Here is a 25,159-nt window from a genome sequence, read left to right as displayed (position 1 = left end):
CCGGTATCGCGCCGGTCGCCGCGCGCGTCCGATGGAGGACTCGCGCATGAATGTGGTTTTCGATTTGGGCGGGGTTCTGTTCGACTGGAATCCCGAGCATCGGTTGGCGCAGTTTTTCGCCGACGAGGCGCTGCGCGAGCGGGTCCGTGAAACCGTCTACCGGCATGGCGACTGGGTGGCGCTCGACCGGGGCGTGTTGACCGAGCGGCAGGCGATCGCGCGTTTCGCCGAGCGGTCCGGGTTGCCGGAAGTGGAAATCGAGGGGTTGCTGTGGGCGACGCGACTGGGCATGACGCCGCTCGACACTTCCTGGGCATTGCTTTTCGACCTTCACGGTCGGGGCGTACCGCTTTATGTCGTCTCCAACATGTCGCGGCGGACCTTCGCTTTTCTGCGGGCTCATTATCCCCACTGGGAGCTGTTTCAGGGCATTCTGGTGTCGGGACATCTTGGGCTGATGAAACCCGATACGGCGATCTACCGCCAATTGATCCGGCAGTATGGTCTGAGCGCCGCCGATACGGTGATGATCGATGATCTGGAGCCGAACGTTATCGGCGCGCGCCGGGCCGGCATGCGGGCCATCCTGTTCTCCAGCGCCGAATCCTGTCGGCGGCGGCTTGCCGAGTTGACCGGAGAGTAAGGCGCGGGGTTCCGGCGCCGCGCATCTGTGGGCGGGCCGAGCATTGGAGTGTCAACCCGGGGGGAGCGTTGCCGGTTTGCGCGGCGGGCGGCGGGGGCGCTTGCAAAGCGGAACTGATCCGGGCTTCGAGACGAGCGGTGGCGGTTGCCATGATGGTGTCCTTCTCATGTGTTTGTACGGCAATTTGCCGTGTACGTTAATCTTTGTCCTTTCCTTGAGGTGGTTGCCGCATTGTCACACTGCCTTTTCCCATGAATGGTTTAGGCCACGGGCAACCCATTCGGGGTGTCGCATGCGCGAGCCGGCGCTGCGCATGAAGCACTCATCGGGCGTGGCGTGCTCGTCAACGATGAAGAGGGGCTGAAGGTCGGTCCGGAAGGTTTGGCATGGTTCCGGTGGATGGGCATCGACGCAGGAGAAGTGGCCAATGGCCGACGTGCGCTCTGCCGCGCATGCCTTGACTGGAGCGAGAGGCGGCATCACCTCGCCGGCGCGCTGGGGGCGGCGTTGTTCGAATGGGTTCTGGCACTTGGTTGGGCGCGGCGTGTGCCCGACTCCAGGATCGTGATCTGCACACCGCAGGGCGAAGCGTCATTCCGTGGCTTGTTCGAGTGACGAAGACCGGCGCCTCATTCGCCCGCCGCCTGCACAAAATCCGCCTGATTGATCTGGCTGAGCGCCATGTTCACGTCGAAGATCTTGCCGGTCACATTCTTTACCCCAAACGCTTTCAGTCGCGCGGTGTGCATGTGCAGGTAAGCCCGTGCCGTTTCCTCGCTGGCAAAAAGATAGATGCCGCCGGCTTCCTGGCCCTGCTGATTCTCCGTCCATATTTTCCAGAGGAAGCCGGGTTCCTGATTGATGGAGGCTGCCAGCTCTTGCAGTTGAGCTGTCATTTCGTGGCCAAAGGGACCGGTGAAATCGAAGTGGACTTGCAGAAGTTTTGGCATGAAGCGCTCCAGGTAGGGTTTCAAGAGTCATGATCGGCATGCGTCGAAAAAGTGATCCACACGGGGTGGAAGGGGTTTTCGCGCCAGCCGGGAACGCTCATCATACATACATTATTTTTACATTATAGTTCAATGATTCGAGCTAATCTGTCTACTAAATAGACAGACAAGCCGATGGGTTGGCACGTAACCGGAGCCGTACGGAGTGCCGGCGGCCCAAGTGCATGACCGGAACACCGTGATCATGAAACTCAAATCCACGTTGGAGCAGTGGCTCACGCTGCTTGAAATAGACAAGGCCGGCAGCATTCAGGCGGCGGCGCTGAGCCTGAACAAAAGCCATACCACCCTGATTTACGCCATCCGCAAGCTGGAGGCGCAGCTTGGTGTCTCGTTGCTGAAAATCGAAGGCAAACGGTCGGTGTTGACCGATCACGCGAAAACCCTGTTGCGGCGGGCGGTTCCGATGATCGAGCAAGCCCGGGACCTGGAGCTGATCGGCGCGCAACTGTCGCAAGGCATGGAATCCGAAATCCATGTTTCGATCGATCATCTGTGCTGCAGGGAATGGCTGTACCGGCCATTGCGGCGGTTCTTCGAGCAGAATCCGGGCACGTCGGTGCAGGTGCGCGAAACGTCCTTGTCCAGCACGCAGCGGGCGGTTCGGGAACGGCAAGTCGATCTTGCCATCGTCAATCTGCCGGTCGAGAATCACCTTGCCGAGGCATTCGGCCTGGTGACGATGATTCCTGTTGCCGCCCGTCACCATTCGCTAGCCCAAAAGTGCGGCGTGACCAATGAGGATTTGCTGGTGGAAACGCAAATTGTGCTGCGGGATCTGGGCGCGGAGGGCTCGGCCAGCGAAAACGTCGGCTGGCTCAAGGCGCAGCGTCGGCTCACCGTGGACAGTTTCGATCAGGCCTGGCAAGCCGTGCAGGCCGGGTTGGGATTCTGCCGGATTCCGGATCACATGCTGCAGGCGCGGGATATGGCCGGGATGGTCAGGCTGCCCTTGGCGGGTGGATCGCGCTATCAGGTGCCGGTTCATCTGGTGGCGCCCAAGGGCAATCAGACAGGGATGGCCGCCAGAAGGCTCTACGACATATTGCTGGCGGACGCGCAGGAGCGACTGCGGAACCGTTGATTTCTCCCGCTTTACCATGCTTTCCGCAAAGTGTTGCTGTTGTAGATGGTCGCGACGCTCCTGACGGTCGCTGGTGTTGTTCGGGTCGATGAAAAAAACGTCGTTCGTTTGCGCATGATGCGTTCCGGCGGGACGCCGGTTCCTCTCCTGGCTGGTCTTTATTGTCACGACGTCAATTGCGCAATGTATTCACGTTGTCAGCGGTAACATCTGACGCGAACAATGCGTTAAACACCTGGCTGGATTTTGCCGGTATCGATCCGCCCCGATGTTAATGAGGGATGTCGAGGGCTTCCCCGGACAGGGCGCGTAATCCTGCGAGCAGCCGCGCCATGTCTTCCGGCAAGGTTGCGATGGATGGCGTCACGCGGACCACGTTGCCTTTGGCCGGGCCGGCACGATGGACGGTGTGGACCCCGTGAACGTCCCGTAGCCTGGTGACGATGGCCTGGCATGCCTCCATGCTCCCATGCCCATGCAACCGGAACGAGGTAATGCCCGCGACCATGGAGGGGTCGTCCGGCGTCTGGATGTCCAGATTGGGGAGCTGCCGTGCCGGAATGGCCCAGTCGTTCCTCAACTTGCGCAGACGCCACTCCTTCTGGCGCGGACCAATATGCCGATGAACGTCCAGTGCGGCGGGAATGGTCAGCCAGGCCGCAAAATTCGGAGCTCCGGTATGCACGCGCGAGCGGATGTCGGTCTCCCGGTACTGATGGTCGCCCATGAACGGATCGATGGCGGTCAGTGCGTCCCGGCGTATGTAAAGGCATCCGCACCCAAGAGGTGCGCCGATCCATTTGTGCAGGTTGAAAGCGGCGTAGGGAGCGCCAAGGTCCGGGGCCGAGAAATCCATCTGGCCCCAGGCGTGCGCGGCGTCCACAATGACGTCCGCGCCTGCGTGTTGCGCCAGGGCGCTGATCTCCCGTACCGGCATCACCAGGCCTGTGCCAAAGCAGACATGGCTGAGCAGCACAAGTTTGGTTCCGGGGTGTTGGCGCAGCGCCTCCGCGTAGGCGTCGAGCACCGCCGTACGGCTGGCTGGCTCGGGAATGGAGACTTCCACCGGCACTACCTGGCGTCGGATGCGTAGCCATTGCATGGCATCCCGCATGGCGGGGTAATCCAGATCGGCGTACATCACCTCGTCGCCTGGCCGTAGCCGGTTATATCCCCCGATCAAAGCCTGCATGGCTTCGGTGGCTCCGCGGGTGAGGACGATCTCATCGTCACCGCAACCAAGCGCGGTCGCCACGGAATGTCTCAAACCATCCAGCAGGCGTGGCCAGTGCGGCCGGATCAGCAGGGTGTTCTCGTAATTGACCCGGTCGATCCAGTAATGAAACATGTCCTTGACCGGTTCGGCCATCGTGCCCCAGAACCCGTTTTCAAGATTCACCGGCCGGTTCGATACCAAATACAACTTGCGAACGCTGGACCAGTACGTTTCATCTTCCGCCGCGGAGCTGTTCGGCGCGGGCGGCACAACCGACAGAGCCTCATAGAACTGGGGAATACGGAACGCTAGTTCATCCATAGTGCAGACCGATCTTTCTCGTTATCTAAAGGTCAGTGGAGGAGTCGAACACACAGGATGTCGCCGGACCATTCCGCATGTGTCTGCTCGGATGTCAGGTGGCACCGTTGCGGTAGTCCAGAGCAGGATTGCCCCCCGGGGGCGGGACAGTCCACGAATGCGGCGCTTGGCTCTGAAATGGAAAAGACCGCCGGAGGCGGCGGGTTTTTCACTCGCTACGCCAGCGCTTTTTCACGTGCCCGACACACATTTCACGTTGCTATCACCCTACAACGCTGCAGGGCAGTTTACCCGTGCTTGTGGGGTAACTGTATGCTTTATGAATGGCATTGTGTGACATAATATTTTTAATTTATATAAAAACAGTCTGTGTGTTGCGCGAGAAGCGCAAATCATCTCGATCAACACACCACGGGGCTACACACGATGCATCGATACACCCCTATCAAAAAAGCCATTCTGCTTGGCAACAGCTTCCGGGATGTCATCACGGCTACCGGCATGGCCAATACTGCTACCCGCACTCTTCGGAACGGCTGTCATGAGGACTTGGCCGCAGAGATATCCCCCGATTTGTTGGTGTTGCAACAGATGCCGCGGGATACGACCCGCTTGTTCGACCTGCACGTGGAATCGGCAAACCTCAGCGATCCGCTTCGGCTTGGACGCGCGCGCCATCCGGTACGCCAAGGGCCGCATGATCCGCGCCAATACGATGGCGGCGCAGATCGAGCACAACGGCGTCTGCCCCATATCGCTGCGAGCCTGTCATGAGCAAGGTTTCCTTTCAGACCGCCGCCGCGCAGCAGGCCGCGCGTCCGGCCGCGCGCGTGATGGTGTTGTGCTGCCTGATCGTGTTCATGGCGCAGATGGCCACCACCGTCTACCTGCCGTCCCTGCCGGCGGTGATGCGCGAGCTGGCGATGAGCCAGAGCCTGGTGGAGATGTCGATTTCCGGCTTCGTCGTCGGCGCCGCGCTGCCGGTGCTGTTCTGGGGGTCGGCCGCCGACCGCTGGGGGCGCCGCGGGCCGCTGCTGGTTTCGCTGGCGCTGTTCGTGTTGTGCAGTGCGTTGCTGGCCGTCGTCGGCAGCGCCGTCGAGCTGTTGGCGCTGCGGGTGTTGCAGGGTATCTCCGCCGGCGGCGCCGCCATCATCGCCCGCATCATCGTGCGCGATAACTGGAGCGGCGACGAGCTGGCGCGCCGCTTGTCGGTGCTGTCCATCGCCTTCATCACCGCGCTGGGTGGCGGTCAGTTCATCGGCGGGCTGATCGGCCAGTACAGCCGCTGGCAAGCGGGCTTCGTGCTGATGGCCGTCACCGGTACCCTGGCCGCGTTGCTGAGCATGACCCTGTCGCTGCAGGACGGGCGGCCGGCGGCCGCGCGCCACGGTGGCAGTCCCTACTGGCAGATTCTGCGCCGCTCGGGCTTTGTGGTGCCGGCCTGCGCCGGTGGCCTGGGTTTCGCCACCACGGTCACGCTGCAGGAAGTCAGCCCCTTCGTGTTCCAGGAGCATTTCGGCCTGGCGGTGGCGAGCTTCGGCAATGTCGGTCTGCTGATCGGCCTGGCTTATTTCTTGGGCGCGATGACGGTCAATCGCACGGTTGCCAAGCTGGGTGGCAAGAGGCTGATGCGAAGCGGCGCGCTGCTGATGGCCGCGGCCACCGTCGCCATGCTGCTTTGCTGGCATCTGGGCGTGCTGGAGGCCAGACCCGGCCTGCTGCTGTTCGTTGGCCTGTATTGCCTGACCATTTTCGGTCAGGCGGTGCTGTTTCCCAACAGCATGGCCACCGCGGTCAGCGACGCCAAGGATCACGGCGCCCATGCGATGGCGCTGTGCGGCTTCCTGCAGCAAGGCCTGGCCGGCATCGCCGCCACCGCCTCGGTGCTGTTACATCACAATGGCGCCTGGACGCTGGCGGTGACCGCGCTCGGCCTGATCACGTTTCTGCAGGTTCTGTTCCAGGCGCGCCTGCGCGCGGCCTGACCGGTAATCCCCCCTGAAATTAGTCGTCGTCTGAAGTAGAATTTTCTCCAACAGGATTGAAGGGAATTTTGCGTGAAGACGTCCCGCTTTTCAGACAGCCAGATCATCGCCATCCTCAAGCAGGCAGAGGGCGGTAGCCCTGTGCCTGAGCTGTGCCGTGAACACGGCATCAGCTCTGCAACGTTCTACAAGTGGCGAGCCAAGTTCGGCGGCATGGATGCATCGCTCATGGCCCGGCTCAAAGCGCTTGAAGACGAGAATCGTCGCCTCAAAAAGATGTATGCCGAGGAACGGCTCAAGGCCGAGATCATTCAGGAGGCCATGGCAAAAAAGTGGTGACGCCGTCTCGCCGACGCGAGATGGCGCAGTACGCCGTACAAGCAAAAGGCGTCAGCATCCGCTTGGCCTGCCAGACATTTGCCATCAGCGAAACCTGCTATCGCTACCAGGCAAAGTCCAGCGCGATCAATGAAGAGATTGCCGAGCACCTGATTCGTTTAACCCATAACCAACGCAATTGGGGCTTTGGCCTATGTTTTTTGTACCTGCGCAACGTGAAGGGATATCGCTGGAATCACAAACGGGTCTACCGGATTTATTGTGATCTGGAACTGAACTTGCGTATCAAGCCCAGGAAGCGCATCGTCCGCACCAAGCCGGAACCGTTGGCGGTACCAGCCACCGTGAACGAGTGCTGGTCGATGGATTTCATGCACGATCAGTTGTCGGATGGACGTAGCTACCGGCTGTTCAACGTGATCGATGATTTCAACCGAGAAGCGTTAGCCATGGATGTGGACTTGTCATTGCCGGCAGAGCGTGTGGTGCGCGCCCTGGATCAGGTCATTGAATGGCGTGGCAAGCCCAAAGTGATTCGTAGTGACAATGGGCCTGAATACATCGGCGCTACGCTGACGCGATGGGCCGACAAGCACGGCATTCGGCTGGAACATATCCAGCCGGGAAAGCCCCAGCAGAATGCGTATGTCGAGCACTATAACCGGACGGTGCGTTACGATTGGCTCGGGCATTACCTGTTCGATTCGATTGCTGAGGTACAGGAATATGCAACGGATTGGATCTGGACATACAATTATGAGCGCCCGAATATGGCGCTCGGCGGCATCACCCCGAAACAGAAACTGGCATACAGCCAGATTACCTCTACTTTAGCCGACAGCTAAAAATGGGGGGGATTACCATACGGGGGCAAATCCACATCGAAGTAGGCTTTTACACGTTCTAGCTTGTGTTTGATTTCTACTTCGCGAGTCTTGTGCAGTGGCTTCACTTCAATGATGACTGTCTCACCACTGCACAGCACTGCTTCGATGTCCGGGGTATAGCGGCGCATGCGCCCGCCATCCGGGAAGTAGATCTGATTTGGCTGTTCCCGGTAGCTTTCAATATCGGGTGAGGCCTCCAGCCAGAGGAAGGCATCGCGTTCTAGCAGCCCTTCGTAATGCACCATCTGCCCATTTTTCAGGCTGGGGAATTTGCCCCGCACGATGGGGTTAGAGCGGTTGGTGACGTGACGAGTACGAGAGTGATCTTGCTGGCCGTTGATGGGTGCAACATGGCCCGGCCTGAGCTTCAACAAGGAAGACATGCTTTTCTCCTGGGTGCACAAATCCACCGTTAACCGGCAGAAAACTGAACCGGGAAACGGGTGTGTTGTTTGCCAAAAGGGAAAGCGGTGCTTGCGCGTGAGCAGGAAGGGTCAGATACTGATGGCGCGACCCGGCAGTATCTTTACTTCCGTTGCAAGCGGACTATCCCTTCTGGGTGGTCCGTTTTGCTTTTCTACATGGCGTTTTCCTTCAGTCTTAGCGGTGTACGGCGGTCAAAGCGCATGCGCAGTACCGTCCGGATCACCGAAATCTGATCGTCACTCAAGCCACCCAGACTGTTCACCAGCTCATGTACCAACTGGTATTCGGCACGGTTGGTGTCTTCTGGTAGCTCAAGCTTCCGTTTGGAAATCTGCGCGGCGTACAGCAGGTCTGCGTGCTCTTCTTCTGTCAGTTCCAATGCCATCGCAAAGCGAGCCACCTGTTCTGGTGACGGTGGGTCTTTCCTGGCGGCCTCCAGGGCGCTGAGGTATGTCTGCTCAACGCCCAGGATGTCGGCCAGTTCACGCTGACGTAAGCCACGGTTGCGGCGTAATTGAAACAGGTAGTCGGAAAAAGTCGTCATCGATGGTTGCCATACTCGGTTCAGAAATAGGTGCATTCGAGGAGCAACAATGCACCGCTTCATGCCAAGCCTAGGGTGTTAGCAAACCCCTCGTCAAAGCCGATGACTATTTGTTATTTCTGGTGAATTGATGTTTGCTATATCAAGAAATGGAAATGCCCCATAACGATGGGGCAAGATGTACGGAATGAAACGGGGGACTCAAGCCAGACAAGGCTTGGAGGGTAAATACAACAGTTGTTAGCGCAGTTGCCAGCGCTGGCCGTCAAAGACGGCGCTGAAGCCCTGCGCATTGTGCAGCGGTTGGGTGTCTTCCAATGCCCGGAATGCCCGCATGGCCTGAGCATCAACAGGTTGCAGCTGGCCCGTCAGCACGGCGCGTAGTGCCTGCCAGAATTGGCCGTGGCCAACCATCACCACGCTTTTGGCATCGCTATGGTGCAGGGCTTCCAGTTGCTGACGGGTTGCCACCACCCTCTGCATGAAGGCGAAGAAGCTTTCCGCACCGTCACCATCCTCGTACATCACATCTGCCGTAGCCCAGTAGGCTTGAACCCTCGGCCGTCGCTGTGCAGCCGTGGTGCCGGCGCTTTTAGCGGGGGAAAGGTAGGTGAATTCCTGGACCGGCCAGCTGACTACCTGGGTTTGCGGGTAGTGCTGCTGTAGTGGTACGGCAGTCTGTTGGGCCCGCAAGAAGGGCGAAACTACCAGCAAATCCGGCATCGTATTGATGGTGGCTGCCAGTGCCTGCGCCTGCTGGTGGCCCAGCTCTGTCAGCGGGATCAACGCCGGGTCTGACGTTGCCGCCCCTGCGTTGGCTGCACTTTCTCCGTGGCGGTAGCAATGGATGGTTAGTGGCATATCAGCGTTCGTAAGCCTTGATGATCAGCGGTTTGGTCAGGTCAAACTCAGCCTGGTTGCTGATGCTTAGTTCGATATCGCCGGTACCCCAGTGCCCAACCTGCGACACATCACGGCCATTGGTCGGCAGTGTTTCGCTTTCTGGCGGCAGGTGCAGGTACAGCAAGAGGCGGCTTTTCTGTAGCACCAGGGTGGCAAAGTTCTTCAGGCGACGGTAGGCGTAATACAGCTTCAGCTCTTTGCGCTGCACATCATCCCCCAGCGAGAAGATATGCGCTTCTACCGTTTCCAGCAGCTCTACCATGGCCGGGCTCAGCTCGGCATAAATCTCCGCCACGCTCTTGTCACCACTACGCGCTTTGCTGTTTTGTGCTGTCGGTACCGCCGCAGGGCTGCTGGGTTGCGTGTTGGGTGTATTGGCTGCTTCCAGCAGGAGCAGGTCTTCACCAAACAGCCGGTAGCGTACCAGCTCGATTTGGCGGTTGATCTGCTGTACCGCGTGGGCATCGTACTTGGTGAAGTTGGCCGCAATACAGATCAGGCGCGGGCCGCTCCAGTCGATGGCATCGGCGGTGGCTTTGCCAAATTTCTCTAGCACCAGCAGCTTGAACTCGGCCTGGTGATCCATCAGCCAATCCAGATAGAACAGCCCCTGGTTGATGACGTTTTCCGACTGCGAGCGCTTGTATTCGATGATGACCGGGCAGTGGTTTTCGTCCAGCCCTAGCGTATCGATGCGCCCACCGTGGGTTTTACCGGTGGTGTACTCCGACGCCACAAAGCGGATGCCCAGCAGCGTTTCCAGGTTACGCTCGATCAGCGTTTGTAGCGGCTTTTCTAGGTCGGACGCGGTGCCGGGTAGCTCGGTGGCAAGGTGAGCTTGCAGGTGGAATAGGCGTAGATCACTCATTAATACACCGTAACATAAGGTGAAAGCCTTCCTTGTACAAAGATGGGCCCCTCGTTGTCAAAATCGGGAAGAGGCTTGGACCTGCTAAACTATTGAGCAATCGGCCAACTTGGATCTTGGACCCAAACACGCCCTTATGCTTCGCCCAGTAGCTAGCTGTTGCAGATGATTATCTCTCAGTTCGCCAAAGGTCGCATGCAAACTGGGTAGTTGGATTTGTGCACAACACTGCAAAAATCAATCGTCTACTATTTTCTGGAATTACCTCTATGTCTTCCATTCTCACCGAACTGCTAAAAGACAGCGCTTATAAGCTTACCCAGTTCAAGCCTGAGCAGATCAGCGCACTTGAAGCGGCTATCGACATTAAGGACTCAGGCAAGAAGCCTGCTCCTTACATCACATGTCTAGTCCGTGGGAAGCCTATCAAACTGACACCGGAAGAGGCTGTGCGCCAGTTGTACCTGTTGGTCCTTCGGGATGAGCTTGGTTACCCGGTCAGTCGGATGCAAGTTGAGTACGAAGTTATATTTGGTCGGGAAAAGAAACGAGCCGACATCTGCATTTTCGATAAAGACAAAGAAACCACGCCGTATATCCTCGTAGAACTTAAAAAGCCAAAGCTGAAAGATGGTAAGGAACAGCTCAAGAGCTACTGCAACGCCACCGGTGCACCCATGGGGGTATGGACCAACGGCCAGCAAATTTCCTACTACCACCGCAAAGACCCGAATTACTTCGAAGATATTCCGGCTATCCCTTCGGCTCATGAAAAGCTGTCTGACATCCTGTCTGAGCGCTGGACCATCGACGACCTAGTCAAGCTGGATAAGCTGGTCAACGAGCGCAAATCGCTGAAAGACCTGATCCTCGAAATGGAAGATGAGGTTCTGGCTAATGCAGGGGTGGATGTATTCGAAGAGCTATTCAAGCTTATTTTTACCAAGCTCTTCGACGAAATGGAAAGTGGGCAAGACCGCAAGCGCCATCTTGTCTTCAAGAACTACGGTGATACCGAAAGTGAACTCAAAGCCAAGATCCAGGATCTCTTCGAAAAGGCCCAAGGGACTTGGGAGGGTGTATTCCCGGTAGGTGCGAAAATTGAACTCACGCCTAGCCATTTGGCCGTGTGTGTGTCCTCGCTGGAAAAGGTCAAGCTTTTCAATTCCAACCTCGAAGTGGTCGATGAAGCATTTGAATACCTCATCAACAAGTCCAGTAAGGGTGAAAAGGGTCAGTACTTCACTCCGCGCTATGTTATCGACATGTGCGTGAAGATGATGAACCCGCAAGAGCATGAAACCCTGATCGACACAGCCTCGGGCAGTTGCGGCTTCCCGGTACACGGCATCTTCCATGTCTGGGAACAAATCCGACGCGATTTGGATGACCCGATCGACCATCTGTTCACCACACAAAAGAAAACCGGACGTTACGCCAAATACGTAGTCGATAAGGTTTTTGCCATTGATTTCGATGAAAAGGCTGTGCGTGTCGGTCGCACACTCAACCTCATCGCCGGTGATGGGCAAACCAACGTTTTGCATCTCAACACGCTGGACTATGAGCGTTGGTTCGAAAAAACCGGCGACGACAAGAACCCAGGCGATGAAGCATGGAAAGACGTGTACGGTGACGGCTGGAAACGCCTACGTAAGCTGCGCACCACCAAGAACGAGAACCGTGATTTTCAGTTCGATGTCCTCATGGCCAACCCGCCCTTTGCCGGCGACATCAAGGAAACGCGCATTCTGTCCCGCTACGATCTGGCGCGCTCAGTCAGCTTCGACAAGATCAACAAGGTAGATCCAGCAGACAAGAATATTGTTGATGCCACTGAGCGAGCACCGAGTTTCCCCGAAGCCCTGCACACAAGCCACGAAACCATTTACCAGATGGGCGATGGCACTTACCGCAAGGTGAAGGTCAAGAATCAGACCAACGTTGGCCGCGATATTCTGTTCATCGAGCGTAATCTACAGTTTCTCAAACCCGGTGGGCGCATGGCTGTTGTGCTACCACAAGGCCGTTTTAACAACGCCTCCGACAAGGCGCTACGCGAATACCTGGCCGAACATGGCCGCATCCTTGCGGTAGTCGGCCTACACGGCAATGTGTTCAAGCCGCACACCGGTACCAAGACCAGCGTGCTCTTCATTCAGAAATGGAACGACGATCCAGCCGCTGGCCCACTCTGCCCCAAGGTGACCGACTACCCGATTTTCTTCGCTACCATGCGCGAGCCTTCCAAGGACAACTCCGGCGACAAGATTTATCGCGCCGTCCGGCAATGCATGCCGGATGCTGAGGTCGCAGAGATTGAACGTCTGCAGGCTAAATGGCGTGCCATCGACACGGAAGAGCAACAACTCCGCGAGTTGGAGCGCAGCAAGAAGATCGACGCAACGCAGCGCGCCCGGCTGGAGGAAATCTCAGCCTTGCGGGATGCCAGCGCCGCAGAGTTGGAAAAGGCAGCGATTGATCTTGATGCCCCGAAGCTGGATAACCATGGCCATCTGATCGTCAAGCATGACTTGTTTAACCATGATGGACTGACCGGCGACGGCATTGCCGAAGCTTTTGGCGAATTTGCGAAGAAAGAGAAGTTAAGTTTTTTTCGCTAAGCCCCTTTGACAAGGCGCGCTATGAGCGCTTGTTGGAGGGGCTGGAAGTCTCCGTCCTGAGTTTGTCCAGTGCATTTGATCGGGTGGAGAATCCGACTATGCGTGTCGATAGCTCTTACTTCATGAAGGAGTTCTTATCGCTATCGCGATTTCCGAATTCAATTGGAGATATTGCGTTGGTAAGAAGTGGAACCACCCCCACGGACAGGGATGATGACCTTAAGGATGGGGTTGTTCTATTAAAAACGATTGACGTCCAAAATCGCCCACTCAACACAGCGGACTCCGACTCGTTCTATCGGATTTCTCCGGAAATCGCTAAGCGAATGGAGAAGACAAGTCTCGAGTCAAAAGATGTGCTGATAAATATTGTTGGAGCAACCACTGATGTAATCGGTAGGGTCGCACTTGTTCCGCGAGACTTCCCCGAGGCGAACATCACGCAGGCAATGGCTTTGATACGTACAGCTGGTTCATTGTGTGTCCCTGAGGTGCTTTTCTGCTTTCTCGCTGGAAAGTTCGGGCAGTCTCAAGTTCGCCGTCTCGCTAGGCCCACGGGACAATACAACCTGAATCTTCCCGAAGTCGAAAGCATCACAATCCCCACTTTCTCGGCGAACTTCAGTGATCGCGTAAGGCTATGTGTTGAGGCCGCTACGGGCATGAGAGGTCAGTCGAGGCAGCTACTCCAACAAGCCGAGCAGACGCTTCTGCACGACCTCAGCCTTGACACTTGGACACCACCCGAAGCCCTCAGCTATGAGCGCTCCAGCAGCGATGCCTTTGCGGCGGGGCGTTTCGATGCCGAACACTATCAACCGCGCTTTGCGGCGTTGTTGGCATTAATCGAGTCAACCGGCAATAGCGCGAGACTGGGAGATTGTTTGCTTGAAAACAAACGCGGCAAGCAGCCTGACTATGCGACTACTGGGCTACCCGTGGTGAACTCCAAGCACGTTTTGCGCAATGATGTTCGGCTAGATGCGGACAACCGCCTGGCAACTTTCGCTACAAATGATTTGCTCATTGCTTTCGGTGATGTCTTAGTAAATGGAACAGGCGTAGGAACTATTGGACGAACTGCGACTTACTTGCATGAGTGCCAGGCAGTTCCCGATAACCACGTGACGATTCTTCGTCCTAAGAAAGACCTTGATCCCATCTATCTGTCGATATTCATGAACTCTATCGCTGGCCAGCTTCAGGTAGATCAGCGCCTACGCGGATCATCGGGACAGATCGAGCTATATCCGAATGACATCGCAGAATTCCGCGTGTGGGTAGCGCCAAAGGAATTACAGCAATCCATACGGGATCAGGTTGAACAAAGCTTTGTGCAGAAGCAGCGTGCCGCCCAGCTCCTCGACGCCGCCAAGCGTGCCGTGGAAATCGCCATTGAAGATAGTGAGGCAGCTGCACTGACTTACCTAAAGGGGTTAATGTGAACGGAGATTTTTATGAGGAATGACGCGCCAAGGCAGAGATGTAATGAACTAGCCCTTTCTGTCCTGTTTAACAGCCTCCTTTAAATTATCTATCCAACTGATGCATAGGCAGCTAGAACCAAATGATGAAAATCATGAAATGGTGAAGCAGGCTACTTCCTTTTACATCCGCTAATGCGATTCTGAGAGAAAAACTCAGCCAGCGACCTTAGAAAGACCAAAGCCCCCGTTTCCGGGGGCTTTGCTTTTTGCACTAACTGCGCGAAGAGTTTTGCGCTAATCCACGACAGTTGTAGGGTGTGGATGAGCCCCCTGAAACATAGGACACCGATCCCCGCTTAGAATAAGGGATAGGTTTAAGGCTATGTTTATGACTAACACCAACAACAAGACAGACGTACTCGGACCCGAGCGCCGCCGCCGCTGGAGCATCGAGGAGAAGCAGGCCATTGTGGCCGAAAGCTTCATGCCCGGCCAGTCGGTTTCCCTCGTGGCCCGTCGTCATGGGCTCAATCCCAATCAGCTCTTCAAGTGGCGCAAACTTTATCAGGAGGGCAGTCTATCGGCGATTGCCGCGGGTGAAGAAGTCGTGCCGGCCTCCGAGTTGGCGTCAGCCATCAAGCAAATACGCGAACTGCAGCGACTCCTCGGCAAGAAGACGATGGAGAACGAAATCCTCAAAGAAGCCGTGGACATCGCTCGCACAAAAAAGTGGATTGCGCGCTCACCCTTATTGCCGGGGGAAGACCAGTAGCCCCGGTCTGCACTTCGCTCGGGTTGGCGCGCTCGAACGTGATTCGCCGTGCGTCGCGTCCTGTTGATTGGCGCGATGGTCGTTCTTGTCGATCGACCGATGATAGCGAGTTGGTCAAAGAGATCCAGACCGCCATTTCTCCGTTGCCCAGCTACGGCTACCGCCGGACGTGGGGATTGATTCGCCGACAGCGAGAGGCCGGTAACTTGCCACCGGTCAACGTGAAGCGCATTTATCGCATCATGCGTCAGCATGGTCTGCTGCTCCAGCGGCGGCTCAAACAACCGGGTATCCCGCGCAGGCATGAGGGGCGCGTTGCGGTGACCACCCGTAATCGCCGCTGGTGCTCGGACGGCTTCGAGTTTCGCTGTGATAATGGCGAAAAGCTGCGCGTCGTCTTTGCGGAGGACTGCTGCGACCGTGAAATCATCAGTTGGACAGCCTCGACCGGTGGCTACACGGGTGACATGGTTCGAGACGTTATGTTGGAAGCGGTGGAAAAGCGCGGCATTCAGTTGGGTATTTCGCCGGAGGTGGAATGGCTGAGCGACAATGGTTCGAGTTATATTGCCGCCGATACTCGGCGGTTTGCGCGAGAAATCGGCCTCAAGCCGGTAACCACGCCGGTCTGCAGCCCGCAGAGTAACGGCATGGCGGAAAGCATGGTCAAGACGCTGAAGCGAGACTACGTCGGCCCTATGCCGAAACCGGACGCCCATACGGCTTACCGGAATCTGGCGATGGCTATTGAGCATTACAACAAGTTTCACCCGCACAGCGCGTTGAAATACCGATCTCCACGAGAGTTTCGACGCCTGGCGGTTTCATCAACTTAAGCGTTGGTCGGTGTCCTATGTTTCAGGGGGCTCATCCAATAGTCTGGTCAGCAAGAACAAATGATAGGGGGTACATGCCAGTATAGCGTTTCGTCATATATGTAGTTATCCTTTCTGCCATCAGGAACCAAACTGTGGGTGGTTTGCTGTGCTCGAAAAAGTCATTTGTATCGACAACATCGGTGTTATCAAAAGTGGCGTTCCGCATCCGCTAACTCTTGAGAAAGTTACGCTTGTCTACGCCGACAATGCACGCGGTAAATCAACCCTAGCCGCCTTGCTCAATGCGTGTGCATCAGCGAACGTGCCAGAGCTAACCAAGCGCAAGACGGTTGGTGCTCAGAATGACCAGAAGGTCTTATTTCGATTCAAGGCTCCCACCGGTGACTTTAATGCTCAATTCGATGGCAAAGTCTGGGCCGGTCAGAAGCCAAGTCTGTACGTCTTCAACCAAGATTTTGTCGAGCGCAACGTCTATGCAAGCTCCAACGTGACGCCCGACCAGCGTGCTTCGCTGCTGGAACTAGCTCTTGGTGATGCCGCGGTCGTTGCCCAAGCTGAGTTCTCCAAGCAGAGCGAACTGCAGCGAACTAAGGCAGGCGAGGTCCGAGAGGCCGAAGGCGCTCTGACTGGCTACCGCGGCGACCTGGCAGTGGACACATTCATTACTCTGCCAGAGGCACCTAATACAGACTCCGAAATTCAGGCACTAGACAAACAGATTGCGGACGCCCAGGGAATTGCAGCTACCCTAGCTAAGCCTGACTTCAAGAAGCTGACTGCACTCACATTCGATCTGGAGCAATTCAAGGCCATCGTAAGTAGACAGTTCGAGCAAGTTCAAGACGACGCTGAAGTGCTAGTCAAGAAGCACCTCGATGCACACCTCGGTGCGGCAACAGAGCGCTGGGTCGCCACCGGATTGCATCACAAGCCAGAGCCAGACTGTCCGTTTTGTGGCCAAAAAACTGAAGGACTGGCGCTCATCCAAGCCTACAAGACCTACTTTAACCAAGCATACAAGGACCACCTGACGAATATCGAATCATTGAAAGGCCTGGTGACCCAGAGCATTTCTGCTATCCCAATCTCAAGCTGGGCAGGCATCCAAGTCTTCAATGAAGGCATTGTAGGCAACTGGAATGGTGACATTGAATTCACGCTGCCGACCATCGACATCGTCACAGCGGAGAAGGTTATTCAAGAGGCCCAGCAGTCCCTGGTCAAGATAGCTGAGGATAAGAAGGCGTTTCCTCTTGAAGCTATCAAGGACAGCCTTGTGGCCGAGATTGAATCCAATCTTACCAGCGCCATCGCAATGGTGACCGCCTTCAATGCTGAAATCGATGCCATCAATGAGAAGATAGATGTTTACAAGAAAACCCTAGTAGCAACTGACGTGCAAGTGCTGACGACTAAGCGGACGACCTTGAAGCTGCAGAAGACTCGGCACGACCCAAAGGTAAAGGCCTTGGTGGAGGCAGTGACGACAGCCAGGAGTGAATACAAGAATGCGGAGAAGGCCAAGAACGACGCCAAGACCAACCTCAATGGCTTGATGACCAACCTTCTAGCCACCTTCCAGGTCGCTATCAACGACTGGCTGGGGCGCTTTGGCGCACCTTTCCACATCGAGAAGTTGACTACGTCTTATGCAGGCGGGGACCCTCGCGGACACTACGTTATCAACGTACGTGGCGCAAAGGTCAACGTCGGCCCTGGTGCGGCCGGGGAGCTATCTTTCCATACAGCTTTGAGCGAAGGTGACAAACGCACTTTGGCGTTTGCATTCTTCCTGGCTAGGCTGTTTGCAGACCAAAACCGTGCGCACGCCACCGTGGTACTTGATGACGTATTCACCAGCCTGGACCACCACCGCCGGCATAACACGGCAGAAGCAGCAGTCAAGATGGTACAGGAGTGCGGACAAGTCATCATCCTAGGGCACGACGCTCACTTCCTGCGAGACCTGCGCAAACGCGTCAAGCGCAAGAGCGCTGGGGAGACCCTGGAGCTCTGCTTGCAACGAGATGCAGATAACTACAGCTTACTCACCAAGTTTGACCTGGACGAGTTCTGCGCTTCGGACTACTACAAGAACTACGTCTTGACTGAGAAGTTCCTTGCTGGAGACGTACCTCAAGAGAAGCTCCTGGATGTGGCCAAGGCTCTTCGCCCACTGGTCGAAGGGCACATGCACAAATCTTTCCCTAAACGCTTCAAGGACGGGCAGACAGTGGGACAAATGCTAGATGTCGTGAAAAACGCCACCAGTCCCAATCCGTTGAGAGCTCTCCAGCCGCTGTATGCCGACCTTTGCGACTTCAATGACTTTGCAGCATCCTTTCACCACGACACCTCTGGTGGCCATCCGCGAGTAGACATCAATGACACCGAGTTGCGGCAGTACGCCCAGGCTGCCTTGAACTTCATCCAGTCTCGTAAGCTGCGGTAAGCCCTTTGCAGTTAAGAGCTGGAGGGATCAGGCCAGCAATGTTAAAGAGGCTCGCTCAAGCCAACAACTGCGCCTCGCTGTGTACGATGTACCATGAGCACCTGCTTTGCAGTGGTGAATACGGACTGGAGTTATTGTCAAATCTGGTGTACGGCCCCGGGCAACCAAGTTATCACGCGGCGAGTTCCGGCTGAGGCGATGGATTGTCCAGCACCGCCTCTCCGTCCTTGAAGGGAATGCCCTTCAGCAGTAATTCAATTCGTTCCGCACCTTTGATCCTGCGCCACGATTTCTCGGCTTCCTCGATGAGCTTGAACGCCAGCCCCAGGAAGGTCGCCTTGGACACGCAGTTGCGTGTGCGCGTGGTCCGATGCCGCACGGTCGCGAAAGTCGACTCAATCGGGTTGGTCGTGCGCAAATGCACCCAATGCTCGGCGGGGAAGTCGTAGAACGCGAGCAGTGCGTCGCGGTCCTTGGTCACTTTTTCCACCGCCTTCGGGTATTTGGCTTCGAATTGCCGCACAAAGCGCTCGTACGCCTTGTGCGCATCGTCCCGGGTAGCCGCCATCCAGATTTCCTGCATCGCCGCCTTGGCCCGTGCCTGCTGCGATTTCGGCAGCGCGTTGAGGACGTTACCCATTTTGTGAAACCAGCAGCGCTGCCCGCACGTGGCCGCAAACGCTTCTTCCAACGCCGCCCAGAAACCCATTGCGCCATCCCCGACCGCCAGCAGCGGACCATGCTGCAGACCGCGTGCCTTCAGGTCCTGTAGCAATTCAAGCCATGACGCCTTTGACTCCCGAAACCCGTCTGCAATGGCGACACGCTCTTTCTTGCCATCCGGCGTGACGCCGATGATCACCAGCAGGCATTGCCCATCGGTAGACGCCTCCGCGCGCAGCCCGGCATGGATGCCGTCCACCCACCAGTACACATAGCGCTTGGCGCTCAAGTCGCGGCGGTTCCACTCGGCATGCTCTGTGGCCCACTGCGCCTTCAGCCGGCTGACGACGTTGGGTGACAAGCCCTTCGCCTGGTCGCCGAGCAGCACCGACAACGCTTCGCCCATGTCGCCGGTCGACACGCCTTTCAAGTACAGCCACGGCAGCGCCGCCGACACGCGCGCCGAGCGCCGGACATAGGGCGGCACGATGCTTGAGTTGAACTTGATCCCTTGCCCTGAGCGGTCGCGAACCTTCGGCACCTTGACGGACACCGGGCCCACGGCGGTCAGCACATCACGTTCCGGCAGGTAGCCGTTGCGCACCACCGATCGGGTTCCATGCAGGGTCGTCACGTTGGCGTATTGACTGAGCAACTCGGCCAGCTCGGCCTCGATGGCTTGTTGAATCACGTCCCGCGCGCCTTGCCGAATGATGTCTTCCAGGCTGAGGCCGACTTCCGACGATGGACTACCCGGTGTTTTGTCTTTACCATGCTTCATGGTGGGTGTGTTCTTTCTCTGTTGGTGTTTCGATCTCGACAATCAAAATTTCAACAGGAACACCCACCGCCTTCAACTCAAATTTCCCCGCTCCCTCCGTACACCAGATTCGACTTTAACTCTACGGACGAAGAGCTGCTTTAGGTCGAAAGTGCGCAAGCTCCAATTTAGCCCCCGTCGGCTACGGCGCAAGGAAAATGGCCTGTATGTGGCCCCGAACGGACGCTCAGATCAGATTGGGTAGAAGACCGCTTTGGCCGAAATGCGGTAGTTTGATCAATCGTAAAAAAACCCACCGTTTCCGGTGGGTTTTTCATTATCTGTGTCAGCATTTTTTCACTAACCTGACACAAATTTCACTTTGAGTGTCACCCTACAACCTTACACGTCGATATTACGCGCGATCAGCGCATTGCTCTCGATGAAAGCGCGGCGCGGTTCGACGTTGTCGCCCATCAGGGTGGTGAATACGTCGTCGGCGCCCATGGCGTCCTCGATGCGCACCTTCAGAAGACGGCGCACGGTCGGGTCCATGGTGGTGTCCCACAGCTGTTCCGCGTTCATCTCGCCCAGCCCTTTGTAGCGCTGGATCGACATGCCCTTCTTCGCTTCGGCCAGCAGCCAGTCCAGCGCTTCGCCGAAGTCGGCCACCGGGCGCACGGTCTCGCCGCGGCGCACGTGGGCGCCTTCGCGCAACAGACCCTGCAGCAGTTCGCCGGTCTTCACCAGTTCCTGGTAGTCGCCGGAGTCGAGGAAGGTCTGGTCGAGCACGGTGACGAGCACGTTGCCGTGCAGCTTGCGGACGATCTTGATCATCCAGCCATCGTTCTTCTCGTCGTGCACCAGTTCCAGCGCGATGGTGTCGGCCGGCACCTGGGCGGTCAGCGAGGCGAGGGCCGCCTGGGCGTCCTGCTCGGTTTCCAGCGACAGGCGTCCGGTGCGCAGCATCGCTTCTTGCACCAGGTGGTCGATGACGCGGCTTTCGCGTTCGATCACGGCGCGCGCGAGCAGGAACTGGCGCGCCACTTCCTGCAGGGTTTCGCCGGTCAGCGCGGCGGCGCCCTCGTACGGGATGAGTTCGGCTTTTTCCAGCGCCAGCTGCAGCAGGTACTGGTTGAGCTCGTAATCGTCCTTCAGGTAGCGTTCCTGCTTGCCATGCTTGGCCTTGTACAGCGGCGGCTGGGCGATGTAGATGTGACCGCGTTCGACCAGCTCCGGCATCTGGCGGTAGAAGAAGGTCAGCAGCAGGGTGCGGATGTGCGCGCCGTCCACGTCGGCGTCGGTCATGACGATGATGCGGTGATAGCGCAGCTTGTCCGGGTTGTACTCTTCCTTGCCGATGCCGCAGCCGAGCGCGGTGATCAGCGTGGCGATTTCCTGGCTTTGCAGGAGCTTGTCGAAGCGCGCCTTCTCCACGTTCAGGATCTTGCCCTTGAGCGGCAGGATGGCCTGGAACTTGCGGTCGCGGCCCTGTTTGGCCGAGCCGCCGGCGGAGTCGCCCTCGACCAGGTAGATTTCGGAGAGCTTGGGATCCTTTTCCTGGCAGTCGGCGAGTTTGCCGGGCAGGCCGAGGCCGTCCATGATGCCCTTGCGGCGGGTGATCTCGCGGGCCTTGCGCGCCGCTTCGCGGGCGCGGGCCGCCTCGACGATCTTGCCGCAGATGATCTTCGCGTCGTTCGGGTTCTCGAGCAGGAAGCTCTTGAGCGCCTCGTTGATCACTTCGTTGACGACCGGACCGATTTCGCTGGAAACCAGCTTGTCCTTGGTCTGGCTCGAGAACTTCGGATCGGGCAGTTTCACCGACAGCACGCAGGTCAGGCCTTCGCGCATGTCGTCGCCGGAGGTTTCCACCTTGGCTTTCTTGGCCGCCTCGGTCTCTTCGATGTAGCCGTTGAGGGTACGCGTCATCACCTGGCGCAGCGCGGTCAGGTGCGAGCCGCCGTCGCGCTGGGGAATGTTGTTGGTGAAGCATTGCACCGATTCCTGATAGGAATCGTTCCACTGCATCGCCACTTCCACGCCCATGCCGTCCTTCTCGCCCTTGGCGTAGAACACCTTAGGATGCAGCACGCTCTTGTTGCGGTTCATGTATTCGACGAAGCCGCCCACGCCGCCCGAGTAGGCGAAGTCCTCTTCCTTGCCGTTGCGCTTGTCGATCAGCTTGATCGCCACGCCGTTGTTCAGGAAGGAGAGCTCGCGGATGCGCTTGGCCAGCACGTCGAAATGGAATTCGACCAGCCCGAAAATCTCCGCGCACGCATGAAAATGCACTTCCGTGCCGCGATGGTTGCTGTGACCGGTGACGGTCAGCGGCGCCACCGGTTCGCCGTAGCGGAACTCCATTTCGTGGATCTTGCCGTCGCGCCAGATCTTCAGGCGCAGCCAGTCGGACAGCGCGTTCACCACGGAGACCCCCACGCCGTGCAGGCCGCCGGAAATCTTGTAGCTGTTGCTGTCGAATTTCCCGCCGGCGTGCAGCACGGTCATGATCACCTCGGCGGCCGAACGGCCCTCTTCCGGGTGGATGTCGGTGGGAATGCCGCGACCGTTGTCTTCGACGGAAATCGAGTTGTCCGGATGGATGATCACGCGGATGGTGTCGCAGTGACCGGCCAGTGCCTCGTCAATGGCGTTGTCCAGCACCTCGAACACCATGTGGTGCAGGCCGGTGCCGTCCTGGGTGTCGCCAATGTACATGCCGGGGCGCTTGCGGACGGCATCGAGGCCCTTGAGGACCTTGATGCTGTCCGCGCCGTATTCCTGTTCGCTCATAAAGTCGTCTCAGTCGTGGTCTGGCAAATCATCAGATGCGCATCGGCATCACGATGTACTTGAAGTTGGTGTACTCGGGAATGGTCACCAGCGTGCTCTTGTACCCGTCGCCGAAAGCCAGTTGCAGGGTGTCGGCCTGCAGGTTGGTCAGTACATCGAGCAGATAATTGATGTTGAAACCGATCTCCAGTTCACCGCCCTGGTAATCGATCTCGAGTTCTTCCTCGGCCTCTTCCTGTTCGCTGTTGGTGCACAGGATGGACATCGCGCCCGGGCGCAGCACGAGGCGCACGCCGCGGAATTTCTCGTTGGCCAGGATCGCCGCGCGTTGCAGCGCGTGCAGGAAGGTCAGGCGCTCGATCAGGAAGATCTTGTCGTTGTCGAGCGGGATCACGCGGTTGTAGTCCGGGAACTTGCCGTCCACCACCTTGCTGATGATCGCCGTCGAGCCGAAGGAGAAGCGCACCTGGTTGGCCAGCAGCTCGATGGTGATGGTGTCGTCGCTGTCGGCGAGCAGTTTGTACAGCTCGAGGATGGTCTTGCGCGGCAGGATGACCTCGGCGCGCGCCAGCGGGGTTTCGATGTCCGCCGCGGCGAAGGCCAGGCGGTGGCCGTCGGTGGAAATCAGGCGCACCTGATTGCCGTCGGTCTGCAGCAGCAGGCCGTTCAGGTAGTAGCGGATGTCCTGCACGGCCATCGCGTACTGCACCTGGGCGATCAGACGCTTGAGTTCCCGTTGCGGCAGGCTGAAGGCGGCGTTGGCGCTGCCGGCGACCGACAGGAACGGGAAGTCCTCCGCCGGCAGGGTCTGCAGGTTGAAGCGCGATTTGCCCGCCTTGAGGACCAGGCGCGCGCCGTCCTGCTGCTCCAGGGTCACCTGGGTCTTGTCGGGAATGGCGCGCAGGATGTCCTGCAGCTTCTTGGCCGAGGTGGTCAGACGGAAATCCTCGCCCGGCAGCGCTTCGGCGCTCGCCGTGGTGATCTGGATTTCGAGGTCGGTCGCGAGGAACCCCACCTCTCCGCCCTTCTTCTCGATCAGGACGTTGGACAGGATGGGCAGCGTATGACGGCGCTCGACGATCCCGGTCACGGCCAAGAGAGGCTTGAGCAGGGCATCGCGTTCGGCTTGCAGAATCAGCATGTTCCGGGCTCCTGAGATAGGAATGGTGTTCGTTGGATCAAGATAACAAATTCAATCAATTACGCAGCATCGACAGCAGGGTTTCGTAGTCGTGCGCGATATCGGGGTCCGAGGTGCGCATTTCCGCGATGGTCTTGCAGGCATGCAGCACGGTCGTGTGATCCCGACCGCCGAAAGCGTCGCCGATATTGGGCAACGACAGCTGGGTCAGCTCCTTGGCCAGCGCCATCGCGATCTGCCTCGGGCGGGCGATGTCGCGGCTGCGCTTCTTGGAGTGCATGTCCGACAGCTTGATCTTGTAGTACTCGGCGACGGTCTTCTGGATCGCGTCCACGGTGATCTGGCGGTTGCCGGCGGCGAGGATGTCCTTGAGCGCCTCTTTCACCAGTTCGAGCGTGATGCTCTGGTTGGTGAAGCGCGCGTAGGCGACCACGCGCTTGAGCGCGCCCTCCAGTTCGCGCACGTTCGAGCGCACGTTCTGGGCGATGAAGAACGCCACGGTGTGATCGAGCTTGATGTTGTCGGCTTCGGCTTTCTTCATCAGGATCGCGACGCGCATTTCCAGCTCCGGCGGCTGGATTTCCACGGTCAGGCCCCAGGAGAAGCGCGAAATCAGGCGCTCCTCCATGCCCTCGATCTGCTTGGGGTAGGTGTCGCAGGTCATGATGACCTGCTTGCCGCCCTCGATCAGCGCGTTGAAGGCGTAGAAGAACTCTTCCTGGGTGCGGTTCTTGCCGGCGAAGAACTGGATGTCGTCGATGAGCAGCAGGTCCAGCGAATGGTAGTAGCGCTTGAACTCGTCGAAGGCCTTGTGCTGATAGGCGCGCATGATGTCGGCGACATAGCGCTCGGCGTGGATGTAACGGATGCGCGCCTGGGGGTTCTTCTGGAAAACGTGATTGCCGATCGCCTGGATGAGGTGGGTCTTGCCAAGGCCCACGCCGCCGTAGACGAACAGCGGGTTGTAGGCCGGATCGCCCGGGTTCTCCGCGATCTGCATCGCGGCCGCGCGGGCGAGCTGGTTGCCCTTGCCGGTCACCAGGGTGTCGAAGGTGAAGGCGGGATTGAGACGCGTGCCTTCATGCCCGCCACCGATGGCCTTCACCGCCGATTGTTTCTGCTGCGCGGCGACGCCGGGCGCGGTGCTTGGCGCGACGGTTTCCGTCTCGCGCTGCACGCGCGGCACGGCCGCGACCGGCGCCGCGCCGGGGCGGGGTTGGGGGGCGCCGAGGCGCAATTCGACCGGAATCTCACCCATCAGTTCGACGGCCAGTTCCTCGATACGCGCAAGGAATCGGTCCTTGATGAACTGCATGATGAAGCGGTTGGGCGCGAACAGCGCAACACCCTCTTCCGTGGCGCTCGCGGCCAGCGGCTTGATCCAGGTGTTGAACTGTTGCGACGACAGTTCCGCTTCGAGTCGGGTAAGGCACTGGGGCCAGAATTGTTCCAGGTCGGTCAT

General features: G+C 57.9%; 20 protein-coding genes. 9 read left to right on the top strand and 11 right to left on the bottom strand.

Going from position 1 to position 25,159, the window contains the following annotated elements; translation table 11 throughout:
- The first annotated feature begins 46 nt into the window (after window positions 1-46).
- Complete coding sequence (locus JNO50_RS00095) at window positions 47-643, top strand: HAD family hydrolase (RefSeq protein ID WP_189532568.1); 597 nt, start codon at window positions 47-49, stop codon at window positions 641-643.
- A 285-nt stretch (window positions 644-928) separates the two neighbouring features.
- Window positions 929-1,258, top strand: coding sequence for a hypothetical protein (locus JNO50_RS00090; protein ID WP_189532566.1), 330 nt, complete (start codon window positions 929-931; stop codon window positions 1,256-1,258).
- 14 nt (window positions 1,259-1,272) lie between these two features.
- Here the strand turns inward: JNO50_RS00090 and JNO50_RS00085 are convergent, their stop codons facing one another.
- A complete protein-coding gene (locus tag JNO50_RS00085; protein WP_189532564.1) occupies window positions 1,273-1,593 on the bottom strand; it encodes a monooxygenase in 321 nt (106 codons plus the stop codon).
- Between the two features lie 244 nt (window positions 1,594-1,837).
- On the opposite strand from JNO50_RS00085, the gene JNO50_RS00080 reads away from it, so the two are divergent.
- Complete coding sequence (locus tag JNO50_RS00080; protein ID WP_189532562.1) at window positions 1,838-2,737, top strand: LysR family transcriptional regulator; 900 nt, start codon at window positions 1,838-1,840, stop codon at window positions 2,735-2,737.
- A 271-nt stretch (window positions 2,738-3,008) separates the two neighbouring features.
- On the opposite strand, the gene JNO50_RS00075 is transcribed toward JNO50_RS00080, so the two are convergent.
- Both JNO50_RS00075 and JNO50_RS19095 read right to left on the bottom strand, forming a co-directional pair.
- A complete protein-coding gene (locus tag JNO50_RS00075; protein WP_215796434.1) occupies window positions 3,009-4,136 on the bottom strand; it encodes an aminotransferase class V-fold PLP-dependent enzyme in 1,128 nt (375 codons plus the stop codon).
- Between the two features lie 781 nt (window positions 4,137-4,917).
- Window positions 4,918-5,046 (bottom strand): hypothetical protein, encoded by a 129-nt coding sequence (locus JNO50_RS19095; RefSeq protein ID WP_280530238.1) that lies wholly within the window; start codon window positions 5,044-5,046, stop codon window positions 4,918-4,920.
- Between JNO50_RS19095 and JNO50_RS00070 the strand changes: the two genes are divergently transcribed.
- The gene (locus JNO50_RS00070) at window positions 5,045-6,259 is read left to right on the top strand and encodes an MFS transporter (protein WP_215796433.1); all 1,215 of its coding nucleotides are present in this window, start codon (window positions 5,045-5,047) and stop codon (window positions 6,257-6,259) included. The genes JNO50_RS19095 and JNO50_RS00070 overlap by 2 nt on opposite strands.
- Window positions 6,260-6,331: 72 nt before the next feature.
- Window positions 6,332-7,443 (top strand): IS3 family transposase gene (locus JNO50_RS00065; protein ID WP_215796432.1). Its coding sequence is split into 2 segments (ribosomal slippage): window positions 6,332-6,584 and window positions 6,584-7,443, totalling 1,113 coding nucleotides; the frame shifts between segments, so codons are not numbered across the junction.
- On the opposite strand, the gene JNO50_RS00060 is transcribed toward JNO50_RS00065, so the two are convergent.
- From JNO50_RS00060 to JNO50_RS00045, 4 genes are all read right to left on the bottom strand, one after another.
- On the bottom strand, window positions 7,440-7,868 hold the full coding sequence (locus JNO50_RS00060; RefSeq protein WP_189536969.1) for a TnsA endonuclease N-terminal domain-containing protein: 429 nt from the start codon (window positions 7,866-7,868) through the stop codon (window positions 7,440-7,442). The two genes, JNO50_RS00065 and JNO50_RS00060, sit on opposite strands and share 4 nt — an antisense overlap.
- 194 nt (window positions 7,869-8,062) lie before the next feature.
- On the bottom strand, window positions 8,063-8,455 hold the full coding sequence (locus tag JNO50_RS00055) for a helix-turn-helix domain-containing protein (RefSeq protein WP_189536971.1): 393 nt from the start codon (window positions 8,453-8,455) through the stop codon (window positions 8,063-8,065).
- 240 nt (window positions 8,456-8,695) lie between these two features.
- Entirely contained in the window at window positions 8,696-9,316 is a 621-nt protein-coding gene (locus JNO50_RS00050) for a histidine phosphatase family protein (RefSeq protein WP_189536973.1), read from the bottom strand.
- Window position 9,317: 1 nt separating this feature from the next.
- On the bottom strand, window positions 9,318-10,226 hold the full coding sequence (locus JNO50_RS00045) for a DUF5655 domain-containing protein (protein WP_189536975.1): 909 nt from the start codon (window positions 10,224-10,226) through the stop codon (window positions 9,318-9,320).
- Window positions 10,227-10,495: 269 nt separating this feature from the next.
- On the opposite strand from JNO50_RS00045, the gene JNO50_RS00040 reads away from it, so the two are divergent.
- The 4 genes from JNO50_RS00040 (at window position 10,496) to JNO50_RS00025 (ending at window position 18,340) form a co-directional block, all read left to right on the top strand.
- On the top strand, window positions 10,496-12,850 hold the full coding sequence (locus tag JNO50_RS00040; protein WP_189536977.1) for a type I restriction enzyme HsdR N-terminal domain-containing protein: 2,355 nt from the start codon (window positions 10,496-10,498) through the stop codon (window positions 12,848-12,850).
- Window positions 12,851-12,948: 98 nt separating this feature from the next.
- A complete protein-coding gene (locus tag JNO50_RS00035; protein ID WP_189536979.1) occupies window positions 12,949-14,295 on the top strand; it encodes a restriction endonuclease subunit S domain-containing protein in 1,347 nt (448 codons plus the stop codon).
- 370 nt (window positions 14,296-14,665) lie between these two features.
- Window positions 14,666-15,885 (top strand): IS3 family transposase gene (locus tag JNO50_RS00030; protein ID WP_215796431.1). Its coding sequence is split into 2 segments (ribosomal slippage): window positions 14,666-14,999 and window positions 14,999-15,885, totalling 1,221 coding nucleotides; the frame shifts between segments, so codons are not numbered across the junction.
- 148 nt (window positions 15,886-16,033) lie between these two features.
- Entirely contained in the window at window positions 16,034-18,340 is a 2,307-nt protein-coding gene (locus tag JNO50_RS00025; protein ID WP_189531767.1) for an AAA family ATPase, read from the top strand.
- 172 nt (window positions 18,341-18,512) lie between these two features.
- Here JNO50_RS00025 and JNO50_RS00020 read toward each other — a convergent pair whose 3' ends face one another.
- From JNO50_RS00020 to dnaA, 4 genes are all read right to left on the bottom strand, one after another.
- Window positions 18,513-19,784, bottom strand: coding sequence for an IS256 family transposase (locus JNO50_RS00020; RefSeq protein ID WP_215796430.1), 1,272 nt, complete (start codon window positions 19,782-19,784; stop codon window positions 18,513-18,515).
- A 381-nt stretch (window positions 19,785-20,165) separates the two neighbouring features.
- A complete protein-coding gene (gyrB, locus tag JNO50_RS00015) occupies window positions 20,166-22,556 on the bottom strand; it encodes a DNA topoisomerase (ATP-hydrolyzing) subunit B (protein ID WP_189531771.1) in 2,391 nt (796 codons plus the stop codon).
- Between the two features lie 31 nt (window positions 22,557-22,587).
- Window positions 22,588-23,697 (bottom strand): DNA polymerase III subunit beta, encoded by a 1,110-nt coding sequence (dnaN, locus tag JNO50_RS00010; protein ID WP_189531773.1) that lies wholly within the window; start codon window positions 23,695-23,697, stop codon window positions 22,588-22,590.
- Between the two features lie 55 nt (window positions 23,698-23,752).
- Window positions 23,753-25,159, bottom strand: a complete 1,407-nt coding sequence (gene dnaA / locus JNO50_RS00005) for a chromosomal replication initiator protein DnaA (RefSeq protein WP_189531775.1) — start codon at window positions 25,157-25,159, stop codon at window positions 23,753-23,755.

Source organism: Paludibacterium paludis, from assembly GCF_018802605.1.
Classification (GTDB): domain Bacteria; phylum Pseudomonadota; class Gammaproteobacteria; order Burkholderiales; family Chromobacteriaceae; genus Paludibacterium; species Paludibacterium paludis.
The sequence above is the reverse complement of the archived record's forward strand: the minus strand, read 5'-3'. Positions and strand labels throughout refer to the sequence as shown.

Coding starts and splice junctions, on each gene's coding strand:
- JNO50_RS00060 (WP_189536969.1), bottom strand. CDS start 7,868: ATGTCTTCCTTGTTGAAGCTCAGGCCGGGCCATGTTGCACCCATCAAC.
- JNO50_RS00045 (WP_189536975.1), bottom strand. CDS start 10,226: ATGAGTGATCTACGCCTATTCCACCTGCAAGCTCACCTTGCCACCGAG.
- JNO50_RS00055 (WP_189536971.1), bottom strand. CDS start 8,455: ATGACGACTTTTTCCGACTACCTGTTTCAATTACGCCGCAACCGTGGC.
- dnaA (WP_189531775.1), bottom strand. CDS start 25,159: ATGACCGACCTGGAACAATTCTGGCCCCAGTGCCTTACCCGACTCGAA.
- JNO50_RS00050 (WP_189536973.1), bottom strand. CDS start 9,316: ATGCCACTAACCATCCATTGCTACCGCCACGGAGAAAGTGCAGCCAAC.
- JNO50_RS00035 (WP_189536979.1), top strand. CDS start 12,949: ATGCGTGTCGATAGCTCTTACTTCATGAAGGAGTTCTTATCGCTATCG.
- JNO50_RS00085 (WP_189532564.1), bottom strand. CDS start 1,593: ATGCCAAAACTTCTGCAAGTCCACTTCGATTTCACCGGTCCCTTTGGC.
- JNO50_RS00020 (WP_215796430.1), bottom strand. CDS start 19,784: ATGAAGCATGGTAAAGACAAAACACCGGGTAGTCCATCGTCGGAAGTC.
- JNO50_RS19095 (WP_280530238.1), bottom strand. CDS start 5,046: ATGACAGGCTCGCAGCGATATGGGGCAGACGCCGTTGTGCTCGATCTG.
- dnaN (WP_189531773.1), bottom strand. CDS start 23,697: ATGCTGATTCTGCAAGCCGAACGCGATGCCCTGCTCAAGCCTCTCTTG.
- JNO50_RS00095 (WP_189532568.1), top strand. CDS start 47: ATGAATGTGGTTTTCGATTTGGGCGGGGTTCTGTTCGACTGGAATCCC.
- JNO50_RS00070 (WP_215796433.1), top strand. CDS start 5,045: ATGAGCAAGGTTTCCTTTCAGACCGCCGCCGCGCAGCAGGCCGCGCGT.
- gyrB (WP_189531771.1), bottom strand. CDS start 22,556: ATGAGCGAACAGGAATACGGCGCGGACAGCATCAAGGTCCTCAAGGGC.
- JNO50_RS00040 (WP_189536977.1), top strand. CDS start 10,496: ATGTCTTCCATTCTCACCGAACTGCTAAAAGACAGCGCTTATAAGCTT.
- JNO50_RS00080 (WP_189532562.1), top strand. CDS start 1,838: ATGAAACTCAAATCCACGTTGGAGCAGTGGCTCACGCTGCTTGAAATA.